The organism is Clostridium beijerinckii (assembly GCA_003129525.1).
In the GTDB taxonomy this organism is placed as follows: Bacteria; Bacillota; Clostridia; order Clostridiales; family Clostridiaceae; genus Clostridium; species Clostridium beijerinckii_D.
Window position 1 is genome coordinate 228,463 of sequence record CP029329.1, and the last position, 18,668, is coordinate 247,130.

At 28.5% G+C, this 18,668-nt stretch carries 14 protein-coding genes and 1 tRNA gene; 1 reads left to right on the forward strand and 14 read right to left on the reverse strand.

Going from position 1 to position 18,668, the window contains the following annotated elements; translation table 11 throughout:
* Nucleotides 1-258: 258 nt before the first annotated feature.
* The 6 genes from DIC82_00960 to DIC82_00985 form a co-directional block, all read right to left on the reverse strand.
* Nucleotides 259-2,556 (reverse strand): YhgE/Pip domain-containing protein, encoded by a 2,298-nt coding sequence (locus DIC82_00960; protein AWK49750.1) that lies wholly within the window; start codon nucleotides 2,554-2,556, stop codon nucleotides 259-261.
* A gap of 146 nt (nucleotides 2,557-2,702) precedes the next feature.
* Nucleotides 2,703-4,997: a YhgE/Pip domain-containing protein gene (locus DIC82_00965; GenBank protein AWK49751.1), complete on the reverse strand. Its 2,295-nt coding sequence runs from the start codon at nucleotides 4,995-4,997 to the stop codon at nucleotides 2,703-2,705.
* Between the two features lie 519 nt (nucleotides 4,998-5,516).
* Nucleotides 5,517-5,601: transfer RNA gene (locus DIC82_00970), tRNA-Leu, on the reverse strand.
* A gap of 132 nt (nucleotides 5,602-5,733) precedes the next feature.
* Complete coding sequence (locus DIC82_00975; GenBank protein AWK49752.1) at nucleotides 5,734-6,369, reverse strand: lytic transglycosylase; 636 nt, start codon at nucleotides 6,367-6,369, stop codon at nucleotides 5,734-5,736.
* A 175-nt stretch (nucleotides 6,370-6,544) separates the two neighbouring features.
* On the reverse strand, nucleotides 6,545-7,144 hold the full coding sequence (locus DIC82_00980; GenBank protein AWK49753.1) for a dephospho-CoA kinase: 600 nt from the start codon (nucleotides 7,142-7,144) through the stop codon (nucleotides 6,545-6,547).
* Nucleotides 7,145-7,332: 188 nt separating this feature from the next.
* Nucleotides 7,333-9,936 carry a DNA polymerase I gene (locus DIC82_00985; GenBank protein AWK49754.1) on the reverse strand — a complete coding sequence of 868 codons (2,604 nt, stop codon included), beginning with the start codon at nucleotides 9,934-9,936 and terminating at the stop codon, nucleotides 7,333-7,335.
* Between the two features lie 273 nt (nucleotides 9,937-10,209).
* Between DIC82_00985 and DIC82_00990 the strand changes: the two genes are divergently transcribed.
* Nucleotides 10,210-11,436 (forward strand): aminopeptidase, encoded by a 1,227-nt coding sequence (locus DIC82_00990; GenBank protein ID AWK49755.1) that lies wholly within the window; start codon nucleotides 10,210-10,212, stop codon nucleotides 11,434-11,436.
* A 275-nt stretch (nucleotides 11,437-11,711) separates the two neighbouring features.
* On the opposite strand, the gene DIC82_00995 is transcribed toward DIC82_00990, so the two are convergent.
* The 8 genes from DIC82_00995 to DIC82_01030 form a co-directional block, all read right to left on the reverse strand.
* Nucleotides 11,712-12,191: a hypothetical protein gene (locus DIC82_00995; GenBank protein ID AWK49756.1), complete on the reverse strand. Its 480-nt coding sequence runs from the start codon at nucleotides 12,189-12,191 to the stop codon at nucleotides 11,712-11,714.
* A 36-nt stretch (nucleotides 12,192-12,227) separates the two neighbouring features.
* Nucleotides 12,228-13,247 carry a tryptophan--tRNA ligase gene (gene trpS / locus DIC82_01000; protein ID AWK49757.1) on the reverse strand — a complete coding sequence of 340 codons (1,020 nt, stop codon included), beginning with the start codon at nucleotides 13,245-13,247 and terminating at the stop codon, nucleotides 12,228-12,230.
* 30 nt (nucleotides 13,248-13,277) lie between these two features.
* A complete protein-coding gene (locus DIC82_01005; GenBank protein AWK49758.1) occupies nucleotides 13,278-13,523 on the reverse strand; it encodes a ribonuclease P in 246 nt (81 codons plus the stop codon).
* A 232-nt stretch (nucleotides 13,524-13,755) separates the two neighbouring features.
* Nucleotides 13,756-14,187, reverse strand: coding sequence for a universal stress protein (locus DIC82_01010; GenBank protein ID AWK49759.1), 432 nt, complete (start codon nucleotides 14,185-14,187; stop codon nucleotides 13,756-13,758).
* A 220-nt stretch (nucleotides 14,188-14,407) separates the two neighbouring features.
* Nucleotides 14,408-15,142, reverse strand: coding sequence for a 4Fe-4S ferredoxin (locus DIC82_01015; protein ID AWK49760.1), 735 nt, complete (start codon nucleotides 15,140-15,142; stop codon nucleotides 14,408-14,410).
* 308 nt (nucleotides 15,143-15,450) lie between these two features.
* Nucleotides 15,451-16,290 carry a carboxylating nicotinate-nucleotide diphosphorylase gene (nadC, locus tag DIC82_01020; protein ID AWK49761.1) on the reverse strand — a complete coding sequence of 280 codons (840 nt, stop codon included), beginning with the start codon at nucleotides 16,288-16,290 and terminating at the stop codon, nucleotides 15,451-15,453.
* Nucleotides 16,265-17,572 (reverse strand): L-aspartate oxidase, encoded by a 1,308-nt coding sequence (locus tag DIC82_01025; protein AWK49762.1) that lies wholly within the window; start codon nucleotides 17,570-17,572, stop codon nucleotides 16,265-16,267. Before DIC82_01025 ends, nadC begins: the two co-directional genes overlap by 26 nt.
* A 2-nt stretch (nucleotides 17,573-17,574) precedes the next feature.
* Nucleotides 17,575-18,540: a quinolinate synthase gene (locus DIC82_01030; protein ID AWK49763.1), complete on the reverse strand. Its 966-nt coding sequence runs from the start codon at nucleotides 18,538-18,540 to the stop codon at nucleotides 17,575-17,577.
* Nucleotides 18,541-18,668 lie beyond the last annotated feature (128 nt).

Below are 18,668 nucleotides of genomic sequence, written 5' to 3' on the forward strand. Positions count from 1 at the left end.
TAAAATGTATATATTTATAATTTAATTTTCACGCATATGACATAAAGTGAAAAATGATTCAGCTGGTGTTTGATTCCCAACTGAACCTTAGATTTTGTTACTTGAACTTAGCTAACACCTTAAGATTGTTAGCCTCATTTAAAAATGATTTAGTGTGAATCACTTGCTCCTCTGACGTTAGGAAGATAAGATTCATATAAGTAGGAGTGTTACGGATGCTAGCTATCGAATAAATTGAATTTACCTTATTAAAATATTTTAATGACGCACTATTCCACTCTGCCTTAACTTTTCCACAAATATAACTATCAGCTTACTCAATACACCCTTTAATAATAAGCCCGTAATTAATGAAATAAACATGTATATACTTAATATTACTATATCCTTAATTAATATTGAATATATTATTCCTGCCATAACTTGCCTCATTCCATTTATAGCATATGTAAATGGTAAAAATGGAAATAACTTTTGAAATAATATGGGTGTGACTTCAATAGGAAAATTTCCACTTGCACCAGCCATTTGTAGTACTAGTATAACTATAATAATTGCCTTTCCCACATCATGTAATATGCTAGCTGCAGTATAAATAATAGTAACAAATACAATACTAACAAATATACTAAACCCAATATACATTATTGGGTGAATTGCATAACTTTTTAATATAAATAAAGCTCCTATACTTGCAACTATTGCTTGACATATTCCAAGTGAAATAAATAACAGTAATTTTCCTAGATACATTTCATAAGGTCTAATATTGGTTCCATCTTCAAATTTTGGTGCTTCTAATGATAATAAAGCAGATGCTAATAAGCCTCCAACCCATAAACAAAGTACTGTATAAAATGGTGTAGCTGCTGATCCATAATTAGGCCATGAAAATAATCTATTATCTTCTATTTCAACTGGACTTGATATGAAATTACTTTGATTTTCCCAGCTATTTGTTATTATATCTAGCAATTCATCAATTTTATCTTCCTCATCCATATCTCTAAGCTTATCTGCTAGTTCATGAATTTTCTCTTTAGCCTCTGGCACTTTTGCTTTTAATTTATTTAATTCATCATTCGATAAACTTGTGCTATCCTGAGAAACACTTAAAATCTGTTCAATTTCTGGTAATGTATCCCTCCCTTCTTTAACTAAAGTTAATCCATTCTCTAAAATTTCTCCAATTGAATCAAATGCATTTTCAATAGCTGGTACAATCTCCGAATCATAACTATCTGTAGTATCTGCAACTAAAGTATGGACATCATCTATTACTTTTATTGTATCCTTAAGTGTTTGAGTATCTAATCCTTCACCATTATCTAATTTTGTAATTTCTTCATCAGATCTATCAATTAATATTCCAAGTTTTTCATCAATAACATCTAATTTATCAATTGTATTGGAAATTATTTTACTTGTATCCTTCAAATTGCCTTGCATACTTTTCAATGCTTTCACTTGATTATCAATCTGTGATTGTATTGATTTCACAGCCTCTGGAGTTTGAGCATTTTCACCAATTGAAGGCATTTGAATTTCCATATTACTTACATTATTTATAAACTTTTTTAAACTTTTAAGTTTAGACTTGCTCATGATAACTGTTTCTTGTGTTGCTTTAGCAGAATCATATACTGCTCCCAAAGTTTTTCTAGCAACATCCGGCAATATGTTTTCATCAAGATTTTTAAGTTCTATACTTGAAGTATCAAGTATGTTTTCCGACATAACTAAATCTTCTTTTAATAATGGAGATATATCAGATAAATCACTTTGTGTCTTATCTAAAACCGATTGGCTATTATCTAAAAAATCATTAGTTGAATCTAGAGTATCAGATACTGTAGGAATCATGTCATTAGTCTTGTCCAATACTGCTGAAAGGTCTTCTGTTCCTTCAATAGCTCCATCTAATAACGTTTCGAGTTCTGACATATTCTCGTCTAGTTCATAGATATTATCAACTATTTTTCTGATTTTCTCTCTATTTTCTTGTATGTCTACTCCTTTTTCATTAAAAACTCTAAATAATACACCCGAAATAGTTTTTATTATATTATCATCTATTTGATTTTTAATGTTTTTTATTCCTGAATCTGTCATTTTAGGAGCTATTGCATTTTTCTTTTCATTTACGGTATATATTAACTTTGGTTTTACAACATTCTTAGAAACAAACGATGTAGCATTTTTAGAAAAATCCTCTGGTATTTCTATTGTTGCATAATATTTTTCTAATAATAAATCTTGCTTCGCGATTTCTTTATCATTTAGAAAAACCCATCCTAATTTATCATTATCCTTAAGATTTTCAACTAATTCGTTACCTAAATTTATATCCTGTTCTTTAAAAACTGTCCCTTTATCCTCATTTATAACAACAATTTTTATTCCACTAGTATTCGCATACGGATCCCATGAGGCATCTATATTTATTAGTGAATATAACGACGGAATAATTATAAGGACTATAATCATAAGTATTGCTACCCAATTAGTACATATTTTAATCATATCTCTTTTATAAATTCTAAATGCATTCTTCATAATTTAATCCCTCTAATATTACTATTTAATTATCAATGGTCAATATTTGAAAAGTGAGTATTGAACATTGACAATTAGTACTTTAAAATCACCAATTTAATTTAACGTATCAATATAACTTTGGAGTTTCCATCTATGTTATTGTATTAACTGCCCATGATTGAACTCTCTTTCAATTTTTCAATATACTTTCTTCTTTTTTTATTTGTAACTTTTTTAAACAAAATCCCTATAATAATTGATATTATCATAAATGCACATAAGACAATACTATCTCTTATTAATATTGAATATATTATTCCCGCCATTATTTGTCTCATTCCACTTATAGCATAAGTAAATGGCAGTAACGGAAATATCCTTTGGATAATTGATGGATTAACTTCTATAGGAAAATTGCCACTAGTTCCAGCCACTTGTATTACTAGTAATACTACTCCCATTATTATTCCTCCATATCCCCAGACACTTACAGCTGTATAAATTATGATTATGAACACAACGCTGACAAATATAGAATACAATACAAACATTATTGGGTGAACTGCATAAGTGTGCAATATAAATAAAGCACCTATACTAGCTACGATTGCTTGTCCTATTCCTATACATAAAAACAATAGCATTTTACCAAAATATATTTCATTGTGTGTTGGTTTTAACTCTTCTTCCAGTGGTTGTGTTTCTGTTTCAAGTATGATTGAAAGCATATATCCTCCAATCCAAAGACAGAGAACTGTATAAAATGGTGTAACTGTTGAACCATAATTAGGCCATGAAAATAATCTATTATCTTCTATCTCAACTGGACTAGATAAAAAATCACTTTGATCTTGCCAGTCATTAGTTATCATTTCTAATAATTCATCAATGTCCTCTTTATTATCTACTTTTTTAAGTCTTGCTGCTAATTCATGAACGTTATCTTTGATATTAGGGAATTTTTCTTTTAATTTATTTAATTCCTCATTAGATAAATCTGCTGTAGTTGCAAAAGTGTCTAATAACTCTTTAATATCCGGCAAAATATTTTTCCCTTGAGCGGTCATGCTTAATACATGATCTGAAATTTCTCGAATTGAATCAAAGCTACTATTAATTGCGGGCATAATCTCTGAATCATAACTATCTACAATATTTGAAACTAAAGTATGAGCATCATCTAATACCTTTCTAGTATCTGTAAGATTTTGCGTATTTAATTTCTCACCGTTATCTAATTTTGTAATTTCTTCATCAATTCTATTAATTAACATATTAAGTCTCTCATCAATAATATCTAATCGGTCTATTACATTAGAAATTGTTTTACTTTCTTCTTTTAAAGCATCTTGTGCATTTTCTAATGCATTTGCTTGCTTATCTAAACTTTGTTGTACTTTTGCTATTTGTTCTGAATTTTGAAGTGATTCGTCAATTGAAGGTTTAGGAATTTCTATATCACTAAATTTATTAATTAATTTCTTTATACTCTTAAGTTTTGATTTCGCATCATCAACACTTGTTTGGGTTGCTTTAGCTGAATCAACTGCTGTTAATAATGTCTTTTTAGCTACTTCTGGTAATATATTCTCATCAAGATTTTCAAGTATTACACTTGAATTATCAATTAAGTTTTCTGACTTAATTAATTCCTCTTTGATTCTTGGAATATCATAGTCTAAATTACCTTGAGTTTCATCTAAATAATCTTGAGTCTTATTTAGAAATTCATTTGTTGCATCAAGGGTATCCGATGCTATCGGTATAATCTCATTCCCCTTCTCTAATAGCTCAGAAATGTTTATTGTTCCATCAATAGCTTCATCTAATAACACTTCAAGTTCTGGCATATTTTCATCTAATTTATAGACTGAATCTAGTATATTTCTAAGCTGTGGTCTATTTTCTTCTATATCTACTCCCATTTCATCACATGTTCTAAGTAATATTCCTGAAATAGTTTTTACTATATTATCGTTTAATTGACTTTTAACAGTTTTTACACCTGCATCTGTCATTTTAGGGGCTATTGCATTTATCTTTTCATTTACTGTATATATTAACTTAGGCTTCACAATATCCTTTTTAGTTATTGTCGCGACATTTTCCGAAAAGTCTTCTGGTATTTCAATTGTTGCATAATATTTTTCTAATAACAGACCTTCTTTAGCAGTCTCCTTATCAACAAAAATCCATCCTAATTTATCATTATCGTCCAGTTTATCAACTAATTCATTTCCTAGATTTATATCTTTTTCATTAAATACGGTGCCTTTATCTTCATTGATAACTGCTACCTTTATTCCACCAGTGTTTGAATATGGATCCCATGATGCTTCAATATTTATTAAAGAATATAGAGATGGTATAATCATTAAAGCTATTACTACAATTACTGCTGCCCAATTAGTAAATATATTCTTTATATCTCTTTTAAAAATCTTTATTATATTCTTCATATTTCATTACCTCTATTAGAAAATTATTTTCACCCTTTATAGGTACATTGTGACCATTATAGTCATGTGGTACTCTGTGGGTGTAAGTTCAACTAAGTTCAGCTGAAGATAACGCTCCATCTGAAAAATTTCACTTTATTTATAGATTATATCATATAAAAATGACTATAAGTCATTTTTTTGTATTGAATATTAATATAAATTTTATACTTTATATTAATATAATGGTAATTAAAATTCATCCATAAATTTTAATTATCATTATATCTTATACACAAAAAGACTATCACACATTTTATCTATCCAAATTAGATAAAATATATGATAGTCTTTTTTCTACTAATCAGTTATATACCTTGATTAACGAACATCAAGTGAAACTTGATTCAGGTGGGGTTAATCCCCATATGAATCTTAGTTGAACTTATAACCTCAAGGGTCACAATGTCCAGGAGCGTGCAGCCGTTATCTCCCACGTGAAGAAGTGGGAGTGTTACGGATGCTAGTTATCGGATAAAATGGTGCAGGTAACGGGACTTGAACCCGTACGCTATAAAACACACGCACCTCAAGCGTGCCTGTCTGCCAATTCCAGCATACCTGCAAAATATAAATTACTATTTAATGATAATTCATTTTTACTAAAAATTCAAGTAAGTTTTATAAACTATTTAAGATATATAAAAAAAATAACAAGTTAGAAATTCAATATTTACTTGCTATTTTTTGAATATATTTAGCTTAAAAAATGTACATTTAAAAGACTTTTTGTTATTTCCACTATTTTATCTATGTCAAAATAACTTTCTTTCCCATTATAAAGATATTCATACACATGATAATAAGTATCTACTTTATCAACATATTTCTTTGTTTCTCCAAAAGGTATATAATCTATGCTTTTTCCATCTGAAGAATATTTTTCATTTTCAAGCCACGTATTTACGTTAGTTGGACCTGCATTATAAGCAGCAATTGTTAAATCTAAATCACCATCAAAGGTATCATTTAACCTTCTCAGATACCAGCATCCCATTCTAATATTGTATTCTTCGTTATATAAATCATCTTTAGAAAATGTATTAAATCCCATTTCCTTAGCTGCCCATGCTCCTGTTTCAACAGTTATTTGCATAAGCCCTACTGCATTTTTGTGGGACTGTGCATTATCATCAAATTTACTTTCAGTCTTTATTACTGCTAATACAAATAATGGATCTAAATTGTATTGGCTACTATACTTATCTACATATTCTTTATACTTATAAGGAAAAAAATTCTCTTTTATAACATATTTAGAACCTACTCCAATTGCGATTATAACTGCTATTAAGACTATTAGTGTACAAAAGATTTTTCTTATAAATTTCATTACTTTCTCCTTAACTTGGGCACATGAAAAAAAATAACAGATCAAAGATGTGCCGTATATTTTGCATCAGACAAGGAAGTAAGTTTTGCTAATAGTTAACTATTAGCAAAACTTACTGACGCAGTATGATGCAAAATAAACAAACATACTGGTCTATTATTTTTTAAATTGTGCTTTAGCATATTAATTTCATAAAATCAATTAAATCGTAAACTTGCTTTTGCGTGTCAATTAAATCAGTATTATTATCAATGATAATATTGGCATACTCCTTCTTTTCTTCCATAGACATTTGAGAATTTATTCTGCTAACTGCTTCAATCTTAGTTAATTTATCTCTGTTCATAACCCTTTGGATTTGAACCGAATTGTCAGCATATACAAGTATCACATAATCCATTTCAACATTTAAATTATTTTCAATCAAAGTTGGAGCATCTATTATTATTATTTTTTCACCTTTTATTTCATATGCTTTTATATTGTCTTCTATGCTTTGTTTAATATAAGGCATAATAATACTTTCATATTTTATTCTTTGTTTAGGAAATCTAAAGATATGATTTCCAAATTCTTTTCTTCTAAATTCCCCCCTCCAATCAAAGAAACCTGATCCAAATTGTACCCGAACCATTTCTAATATTTGAGGGTTTTTTTCCATTACTTCTTTAGCTATAATATCCGCATCAATAACTTTGAATTTTTCTCTTCTTAAAATATCGGATACAGTACTTTTTCCAGTACCAATTCCCCCTGTTAAACCAACCTTAATCATTTTATATATAAACCACCTTTTCAATGCACAATGCACAGCTCACGATATACAATTAAGGATGAAACTCAAAGAGAAAGTTCCACTAACCAAATATAAAATTGGGATAATCACCTTCCCAAAAAGTATTTCTAAAAATATTTTTAGATTCTATAAGAATTTGTTCCTTAATTGTGCATTGCTATAATTCATTATTTTGCTTCATACCAAGTATGTCCTGTATTTATATCTACATCAAGTGCTACTTTTAATTTAATAGCATTTTCCATTTCACGTATAACTAATTTTTTTACTTCTTCAAGTTCTTCCTTTTTAACATTCAATATAAGTTCATCATGAACTTGTAGAATTAATTCGCTTTTTAGCTTCTTTTCATTTAATTTATTGTAAACATTAACCATAGCAAGTTTTATTATATCAGCTGCACTCCCTTGAATTGGAGCATTCATAGCTAATCTATCTCCTAAAGCCTTTACTATTTTATTGGAAGATTTTATTTCTGGTATGAATCTTTTTCGATTTAAAATAGTTAGTACATATCCTGTATCCTGTGCATCATAAACTATATTTTCTAAGTATTTTTTTATCTTAGGATATCTTTCAAAATAAATAGCCATATATTCTTCTGCTTCTTTTTTTGTAATCTTTAAATCCTTAGCTAAACTAAATGCACCTATACCATATACTATTCCAAAGTTTACAGCTTTTGCTCTACTTCTCATGAGAGAAGTCACTTCATCTAATGGCACTTTAAAAACTTCTGAAGCTGTTTTGGTATGAATATCACTATGTTGTTTAAACGCCTCTATCATATTTTCATCATCTGCAATATGAGCTAAAACTCTTAATTCTATTTGAGAATAATCACAAGAAACAAGTATATCATTTTCCTCCATTGGAATAAATACTTTTCTTATTTCTCTACCTAGTTCATGCCTTATAGGAATATTTTGTAAATTAGGTTCTGTACTTGACAATCTTCCTGTTGTAGTAACAGTTTGATTGAAATTTGAATGAATACGTCCATCCTCATCAATTACATTTTTTAACCCTTCTATATATGTAGAATTAATCTTTGTAACTTGTCTATAATACATTATTTTTGGAATTATCTCATGCTTATCCATTAATTTTTCTAAAACTTCCTGATTAGTTGAATATCCTGTTTTAGTCTTCTTCATTGCTGGCAAATCTAATTTTTCAAATAATATCTTACCTAATTGTTTAGGTGAGCTTATATTAAATTCTTCTTCTGCTAACTTAAAGATTATCTCTTGAGTTTCCTCAATTTCTTTTTTAAATTTTATTTTCAATTCGTCTAACATATCTTCATTTATGTTAAATCCAATGCTCTCCATAGATGAAAGTACATATATTAATGGATGTTCAACTTCATAATAAAGTTTATCCATATTTTCTTCATGAAGTTTTTCTTTTAATTTTTCATAAATTGCTGGTAAATAGCTTGAAAGAATTACTTTAAGATTACTTCCTTCTTCACTTGGATTTTCTCCAACATAATGATTAACAAGCTCTAAAATTTCATATTTATTCTTTGAGGAATCAATTAAATAAGCTGCTATTTCAGTATCAAAATCGAATCCTTTAATTTCAATTTTATATTTGTTTAAAAAGGTAATGAAATTTTTCCCATTATGAATTACCTTCTTAATATTTTCATCTTCCATTAGGACTTTTAAAACTTTTAGAGATTCTTCTCTATTTTTAGAACTTATATCTTTGAAATTTATTATAACACCAGTATTTTCTTCACCTAAAATTAGATATTCAAGTTCTAATTTAGAATATGTAGATGAATCTGTTAGAATATAATCTATATAAATTCTATCTTTCTTCTTTAAAAATAATTCTTTCATATCTTCAATTGTATCTATATTATTAACTTCAACTTTAGATTCTTCTGAAAATGCTTCATCTTTAAACTTGGCTAAAATAGATTTCATTTCAAGTCTCATAAGCATTTTTTTAATTTCTAATACATTTTCTTTTTCATTACAATTAATATCATCTAATGTTATCTCAATTGGAACTTCCCTCATAATAGTAGCAAGTTTTTTAGAAAATATTGCTTGTTCTACATTGTTCTCTAAATTTTCTTTAAGCTTCTTTCCTGGAATATTATCAATGTTCTTTAACACTTCTTCAATGCAACCATATTCTTTTATAAGTTTAAAAGCAGTTTTTTCTCCAACACCTGGAACTCCTGGAATGTTATCAGACTTATCTCCCATAAGTCCCTTAACATCTATAAATTGAGTTGGTGTTACTTCAAATTCATCTATGAAGGTTTTTCTATCATATATTGCTGTTTCACTAACACCCTTTTTAGTAATTACAATTTTAGTAGTATCAGATGCTAATTGAAGTGCATCTTTATCTCCTGTAACTACAAATACTTCAGTTTCATTATTTTCAGCAAATTTAGAAACTGTACCAATTAGGTCATCAGCTTCAAAACCTTCTATTTCAAAAATCTTTATACCCATAAAATTCAACAATTCTTTAATTATAGGAAATTGTTCTGCAAGTTCTGGTGGCATTTTATTTCTTCCTGCCTTATATTCTGCATATTCCTTATGTCTAAAAGTCGGTGCTTTTAAGTCAAAGGTAGCAATTATACTATCTGGATTAATTTCGTCCTTCATCTTAAATAACATATTCATAAAGCCATAAATGGCATTAGTATTTATTCCATCACTATTGTTCATCGGAGGCAATGCATAAAAAGCCCTATTCATAAGTGAATTTGAGTCTAAAATTAATAATTTTTTCATTAAAACCTCCTAAGTTTATCATAAAAATTATTTGCATCCCTGGCATGGTCAAAAAATAAATAGCCAGTATGATAATTTATTATACTATATTATATCCCTTAAAGTATAGATTTATAAACTTTTTTACTTTAGATAATTACTGAAATTAGGTACTTGAGAGAAAATAACAAGTCAATGATGGAAAATAGACTAGCATACTGACTTGTTATTTTTTTCAATGTGACTTAGTATAATAATAAGATTATAAAAATTATTAGTTATGAGGTGATGTAGTTGTTTAATGATTTATTATTAAAATATGCAAAACTTGCCGTTATTAAAGGTATAAATATACAAAAAGATGGTCTATTAGTCATAAATAGTCCTATTGAGTGTAGTTATTTTGCAAATATGATTGCAGAAGAAGCTTATAAAGTTGGTGCTTCTGATGTTGTTATAAATTATAATGATGAGAAATTTAATAAAATTAGATTTAATAATTCTAGCAAAGAAGTTCTTTCTTTCACTCCAGATTTTGAGCGTGATAGATACAATTATTATGTAGAAAAAAATGCTGCCTTTTTAAGTATATCTGCATCTGATCCCGATATTTTCAAAGATGTAGATTCCGATAAAATATCAGCACATCAAAAAAGTAAACGCGTTGCTTTAGAAAAATATCATGATGCTTGTAATTCTAATAAAAATTCATGGTGCATAATTTCAATCCCAACAGAGAATTGGGCTAAGAAGGTATTTAGTAAAGATTCCTCTAAAATCGCCATAGAAAAATTATGGGATGCAATCTTTACTGTTATGAGACTTAAAGAAGATGAGCCTATAGATGCTTGGAATACTCATGTTAATCTTCTTCATAAAAAAGTATCAGAATTAAATTCTCATGAATTTGAATATTTGCACTTCACAAATTCTCTCGGAACTGATTTAAAGGTTGGATTAGCTAAAAATCACATTTGGTGTGGTGGAGAAGATACCACTCAAGATGGTCTTAAATTTATTGCAAATATGCCAACTGAAGAAGTTTATACTACTCCAAAATTAGATGAAGTAAATGGAATTGTATTTAGTTCAAAACCTTTAAGTTACTGTGGAAATTTAATAAATAATTTTTCATTAACCTTCAAAGATGGTAAAGTCATAGATTGCACTGCTGAAACTGGTTTAAATATTTTAAAAGAATTAATAAATACTGATGAAGGTTCAAGTCGTTTAGGTGAAGTTGCTTTAGTACCTTATAATTCTCCAATTTCAAATTCAAATATAATTTTTTACAACACATTATATGATGAAAATGCTTCGTGTCATTTAGCACTTGGTTCTTCATATCCATGTTGCATAAAAAATGGAGAAAACATGACTAAAGATGAGAAAAAAATAGCATGTGCAAATGTTTCATTAACACATGTTGATTTTATGATAGGAACTAAAGATACTAAAATAATTGGTGTAAAAGCTAAAGGAGAAGAATTTCAAGTATTTAGGGATGGGAATTGGGCATAAACGTAGATACCCACAATGGAAATTCTACTTATTTGTATAACTCCACCGAAATTTCATATATACTTCGTCCAAATATGCTTATTCAAAAAGTTAGAGGATCCAAATTTTATCTTTGAATCCTCTAACTTTCTCTGTTATCGCTCGCATTTTAACCAAGCAATTTAGGCATAATTTATAATCTTAAAAGCACTCATCAAAATTTTCAGTAGTCAAATGGTGCCTCTTTATTTCGGGGGATATCTGAATAAGTCTAGCTTTTCCAACCAATATTTATATTAATCTGCTACTACCTTATTTTTAGGTTTACTTCTCTCTATATTACTAAAATGAGTTTTTAATTCATTATTAAGACCTTCTACAAGATTATTAACTTTAGCTTTAAAGTTACGTCTAGCTAGAAATCTTTGAATGTATAACATAATGTATGAGACAAATTTATCTGTAGATTGTTGTTCTTCAATAATTAATTTAGTTGTACCATCTTTTTGTCCTTTAAACATATAAGTTGATACACATGTCGAAGTACATGTAGAAAAACTTGTTGACGATGTAATTTGATATTTTTGATTCTTTATATATTCAGTTATTTCTATTGTACATTCTACTGGCCTTGGTCCTCCAGATTGGATACTTTTTTTAATTTTACATCCCGTTGGATCTTCTTCATTAAAATCAGAAAAATCTTTTTTTGCATTTTTAATAAAAATATTAAATACATCTTCTACTTGATAATCTATTATGCCAAAAGTTTTCATTTCATTCCCACCCCTTAGTGAATTTTACTTATTCATCTATTTTCTTGTGAAATATTCTAAACCCATTGCTTGACGAACTTCTTTTAAAGTATTTGATGCTACTGCTCTAGCTTTATCACTACCATCTTTTAACATTTCATATATTGCATCAATATCTTTTTCAAACTCTATTCTTCTGTTTCTTATTGGTTCAAGTTCAGCTTGCATTACTTCATTTAAATATTTTTTAACCTTCATATCCCCAAGTCCACCACGTTTGTAATGTTCTTTCATTTCTTCTACTACATCCTTATCAGTTGCAAAAACATCTAAATATGTAAATACAGTATTTCCTTCTATTTGTCCCGGATCTTCTACTCTTATATGATTCGCATCTGTATACATTGACATAACTTTCTTTTTAATTGTATCTGCATCATCAGATAAATATATACAATTTCCTATTGATTTGCTCATCTTAGCTTTTCCATCAGTACCAGGTAATCTTCCAGCATTAGAACTTGGAAGAACAGCTTCTGGTTCAACTAAAACTTCTCCATATATAGAATTAAAACTTCTAACAATTTCTCTAGTTTGTTCAATCATAGGTAATTGATCTTCTCCAACCGGAACTGTAGTTGCTTTAAATGCTGTTATATCAGCAGCTTGACTTACAGGATATATAAGGAATCCAGCTGGAATACTGTTTTCAAAGTTCTTCTGTCTTATTTCTTGTTTAACTGTTGGATTTCTTTCTAATCTTGATAATGTAACAAGATTTAAATAATGCATTGTAAGTTCATTTAATTCTGGTATTTGCGATTGTATAAATATATTAGATTTACTTGGGTCAATTCCAACTGCTAGATAATCCAATGCAACTTCTGTTAAACTCTTTTTTATTATTTCAGGGTTTCTTGCATTATCAGTTAAAGCTTGTTGGTCTGCAATCATTATAAAGCTTTCATATAGACCTGACTCTTGAAGTGCTACTCTATTTTTTAAAGAACCTATATAGTGACCTATATGTAATTTCCCAGTTGGTCTATCTCCTGTTAATATTATTTTCTTATCCATTAAAAATTCACTCCTAAACTATAAAAGTAATTAAGCTTCTGGTTTCATTTTACTTTGTACTACTTTATTAATAATTTCTTCCCTTTTATTGCCTAAAACGTTGGCTATCTTTACAGACATGTTCTTTTCTTTATAAATAGCTTCCTTATTTGCCTCAACAAGTTTCATGATTCTTTCTTCCATCTTTTCATATGAAATTAAATCATCATCATGTGCATCTACAATATCCTTTAAACATGTTGCTAATTCTTTTGGGTTTCTATAAACTGCTCTCATTTCTTACTCCTTAACACTCAAAAAATATTTTTTCTAAAAGATTTCTTAATAATTATATTATTACCTAACCACTTAAATATAGGCATCTTTGGACAGTTATTTCTCTCCATATGCTTTAGCTTATAAGTTTCGCTTTATTATATCATTATATATTGGAAAATTCTATATTCAAACATAAAGACTATCTTAAAATAAAACTTTTTAAGATAGTCTGAAAATACATTCTTTATAATTAATTAATACTAATTGTAAACTCATTTGGCACTATCATTACAATACATTTTGCACGTTTCACAACATTTGTTGTAACTGAACCTATCATTCTAGTCAAGCCCCTTTTGGTAGACTTTGTCATAACTATTATTCCTATATTTTCTTCAATTGCCTTCTTTATAATTTCATCTCCTGGATATCCAAAAGTAAAATATGTTTCAGTTTTATAGTCTTTCATCTTTTCTTTAGCTGCTTCTAATATTTCGTCTCCCAATTCTTGAGCAAACTGTATTTCATCAGCAACTATCATTTCGTTTATTAATACCAATTCTTTTACATTCATTATAATAATTTCTACTGAGCCTTTGGGAAATATCTCTTTTACAAACTCCAAAGAATGCATACTTCTTTCAGTTCCATCTATAGGTATTAACACTTTCCTTTTATTCATATCTACTCCCCCTTAAATATCTAGTTAATAATATAAGTATTCTACATACTATCAATAATATCCTCTATTTTTTATATAATGAATATATTTTTTTCTGTTAATTTATAAATAACTAAAAAATAATAATAAATTTAAAGGGTAGTTTGTCATCTTCAAAGTTTTAAGATAACAATCCACCCCGATTTTTATTTCATATTATTTTCTTTCACACACATTACTTTTACTCTAAAATTTCTCCATTAGTTGAAATAGTTACTATTTGCCAAGGAATCATCTTTTCACTTGCTTTTAATGCATTCTTAACTGCATTTACTATTCCTCCACAGCAAGGTACTTCCATTCTTACTACTGTAAGACTTTTTATATCATTCATCTTTAAAATCGCTGTAAGCTTTTCTGAATAATCTCCTTCGTCAAGTTTTGGACAGCCTATTAATGTAATTCTATTTTTTATAAATTTATTATGAAAATCTCCGCATGCATAAGCAGTACAATCTGCTGCTATAAGCAAATTAGCATCGTTGAAATATGTTGCATTAGGTGGTACAAGTTTAATTTGTACTGGCCATTGATTTAATTGTGATGTTACCTCACTAGTACTAGCAACGTTTTTAACTTCTATTTTGTTATGATTTATTACTCTTGATTGTGATCCTGGACAGCCAAATGATATTTTTTCATTTTTATTTACTTCTATATGTTTTTGTTCCATTTTTCTTTTTTCCATATGAATTTGTACAGCTTCTTCATCATATTCTGCCGCTTCACGTTCTTCAAAAGTAATTGCATTAGTTGAACAAGATGGAAGACAATCTCCAAGTCCATCACAATAATCATCACGTAATAACTTTGCTTTCCCATTTACCATACCAATTGCACCTTCATGACATGCATTTGCACAAAGTCCACATCCATTACACTTTTCTTCATCTATTTTAATAACTCTTCTTATCATAAAACCCACCATCCTATATTATTTTTCACATTTACGTACTCTATGATGTTATTATACTGGAATAATAACATCATTTCTGTTTCATTTGCAACAAATAGAATTTAAATATTTTGATTTTGATTAATTAATAAAAATAAGCAAGTTGCTTATTTAGATGAATTCAAAGATAGACTTAAGAAAATATTAGCTATATATTTATTAAATGTATTATGCCTATAATCCGCCGAAATAAAGGTCATGCATTTGTTCCAGTTATTGAATATTTCACAAAAACATGACCTAAATATAATCACATTATCGATTGAATTTTAAAGTAAAGTTAAGTTTTTCATGCTCAAATCTAGTATCTTAGCAGAATGAGTTAAAGCTCCAACCGATATATAATCTACTCCTATTTCTGCTATTTCTTTAATATTGCTTAATTCCACGTTCCCTGAAAATTCTGTTAAAGATCTTTTATTTATGAGCTCCACTGATTTACGAGCCATATCCAAGCTCATATTATCAAGCATTATTATATCTGCCTTTGCGTCTAATGCTTCCTTCACCATTTCTAAATTTTCAGTTTCAACTTCTATTTTTCTAACAAATGACGAATTCTTTCTTACAAGCTCTACAGCATTTTTTATTCCACCAGCTGCACTTATGTGATTATCCTTAAGCATAACTCCATCTGATAAATTAAACCTGTGATTTTCTCCACCTCCAACTTTCACTGAATATTTTTCTAATATTCTAAGATTTGGAGTTGTTTTTCTAGTATCTAATAACTTTGCATTTGTGTGCTTTATTTCTTGAATATATTTATTGGTTAAGGTAGCTATTCCACTCATTCTTTGTAATAAGTTCAATGCTATTCTTTCCCCAATCAATAAATTCCTAGTGCTTCCTTTTAAAAATCCCACTTTATCTTTTGGATATACCGTATCCCCATCACATTTATATAATTCAACTTCCACATTTCCGAGTATATCAAATACTCTTTTGAAAACTTCAAGCCCTGCAATTATTCCTTCTTCTTTGCATAATAACTCTACTGTAGAAATGCTTTTTGTGTCTACAATTGAATTTGTTGTTATATCTTCACTTGGAATATCTTCTATAAGTGCATTCTTTATTATCTTATCTACAACTAAGTAATTCATCATCTAGCTTCCCACCCTTTTCTTTTATAACTTTCATAGCCAATTCTTTATTTTCATTTGCTATTTCTTCAATTGATTTATTTAATTTATCCACAGTAGAAACTTTAATTTCCAAATTATCCACAATATTGTTAATCGAAAGTGCAGCTCTTCTTGAAAATACAAGTCCTTCAAGTAAAGAATTGCTTGCTAGTCTATTAGCTCCATGTATTCCTGTACAACTTATTTCTCCAACTGCATATAAATTTTCCATAGATGTTTTAGAATTTAAATCTACCTTTATACCACCCATAAAAAAATGCTGAGCTGGTGAAACTTTAATATATTCTTTTGCTATATCTGTTCCTCTCTTTAAACACTCTTTATAAATAGTTGAAAATCTATTTATTATATAATCTTGTCCCAAAAATCTTATATCTAAATTTACATAAGGTGTCTCTGTTTCTCTTATTTGCTTATAAACCGCTTCTGAAACCACATCTCTTGGCAAAAGTTCATTTACAAACCTTTCACCTTTTACATTGGTAAGGATTCCACCTTCTCCTCTTAAAGACTCAGATATTAAAAATCTCCTTACATTATTTTCTTCCTCATAAAATGCTGTTGGATGAATTTGAATATAATTAACATCCTTTAGCTCTATGTTATGTTTTGCAGCAACCGCTAGTCCATCTCCTGTTAATATTCTTTGACTTGTTGAATTATTAAACAATCCACCTATCCCGCCAGTTGCAATGACTAAGGATTTTGCATAAACATTTATTTGCTCATTTTCTTTTACCAATATAGCTCCAATACATTCATTTTCCTTTTCTATGATATCTATAAAATAAGTATCTTCATAAACATTTATATTATCTTTTTGTTTAACTTTTTCAATAAGAATCTTAGCTGTGTTTTCCCCTGTATTATCCTTTGTGTGCACTATTCTATTTATAGAGTGTGCACCCTCTTTAGTAAAATTTAAACTATTGTCTTCATTTCTATCAAATTTCAAACCTATATTTATTAAGCTTTTTACATTATACATAGATTCCGATGTTAATACTTTTACTGCTTCTAAATCATTTTTGTACTTTCCAGCTTTTAAAGTATCCTCTATATATGAAGGAATGTCCTTTTCACCTCTTGCAACAGATATTCCCCCTTGAGCTAAATAAGTATTAGTACAACTAATTTTATCCTTGCATACAACTAAAACATTTAAATCTTTTCTTAAATTTAATGCACAATAAAGGCCTGATACCCCTGAACCTATTATTAATACATCAACAAATTTATTCATACCTAATTGCCTGACTTATTTGTAGTTTCTGTATATTGTAATTTATCTGTAGTTTCTATAGATCCCAATATATGCATGTTCTCTAAACATCTTAGAGCTTTTATTCTAATATTTTCATCTAAAGTTATTTCATTGTGCATATTTAATAGGGCATCATATAAATTTTCAAGGGTTGTCTTCTTCATATCTTGACAACATATACTATCTCCAGGAATGAAAAAGCTTTTATTAGGATTTTTCTTATTTAATTCATGTAAAATTCCTTCTTCTGTTCCTATTATAAACTCATTCCCCTCATCACTAGTTGCATAGTCTATTATCCCACTTGTACTTCCTATATAATCTGCTATATCTCTAATTTCTTTGGTACACTCTGGATGCACTAATACTTTTGCATCTTTATGTTTTTCTTTTTCCTTTAATATATCCTCTCTGCTGATTTTATTATGACATCTACAAAATCCATCCCATAATATAAATTCTTTTTCCGGGAAAAATTCTGAAATATATCCACCTAGATTTCTATCTGGTAAAAACATTATTTGCTTATTAGGTACATTTTTTAATATCTTTAATGCACTTGAAGATGTTACCGCTACATCACAATGAGCCTTTACATTGTATGTTGAATTTATATAACATACTACATAAGCCTCTGGATATTTTTTCTTTAACTCTACTACAGCCTGTCCACTAGCCATATCAGCCATTGAACATCCTGCACTAGGACATGGCATTAAAACTGTTTTTTGTGGTGATAAAATTTTTGCACTTTCAGCCATAAACCTAACTCCACAAAACATTATAACTTCTTCGTTACACTCTCTAGCTATTTTACTTAAATAATAGGAATCTCCTACAAAATCTGCTAGTTCTTGTATAGCTCCTGGTTGATAATAATGAGCAAGAATAACTGCATTTCTTTCTCTTTTTAATCTTAATATTTCTTGCACTAATTTTGTCCCCATATTTACACTTCCTTTTCTTAATTGTTTACAGCTGTATATACACCTATGTGCATAATTATATCATCACAAATTTTTATGTTCAATAATATAATATAAATATTAGTTTCAACATAGTTTTAAAACACGGC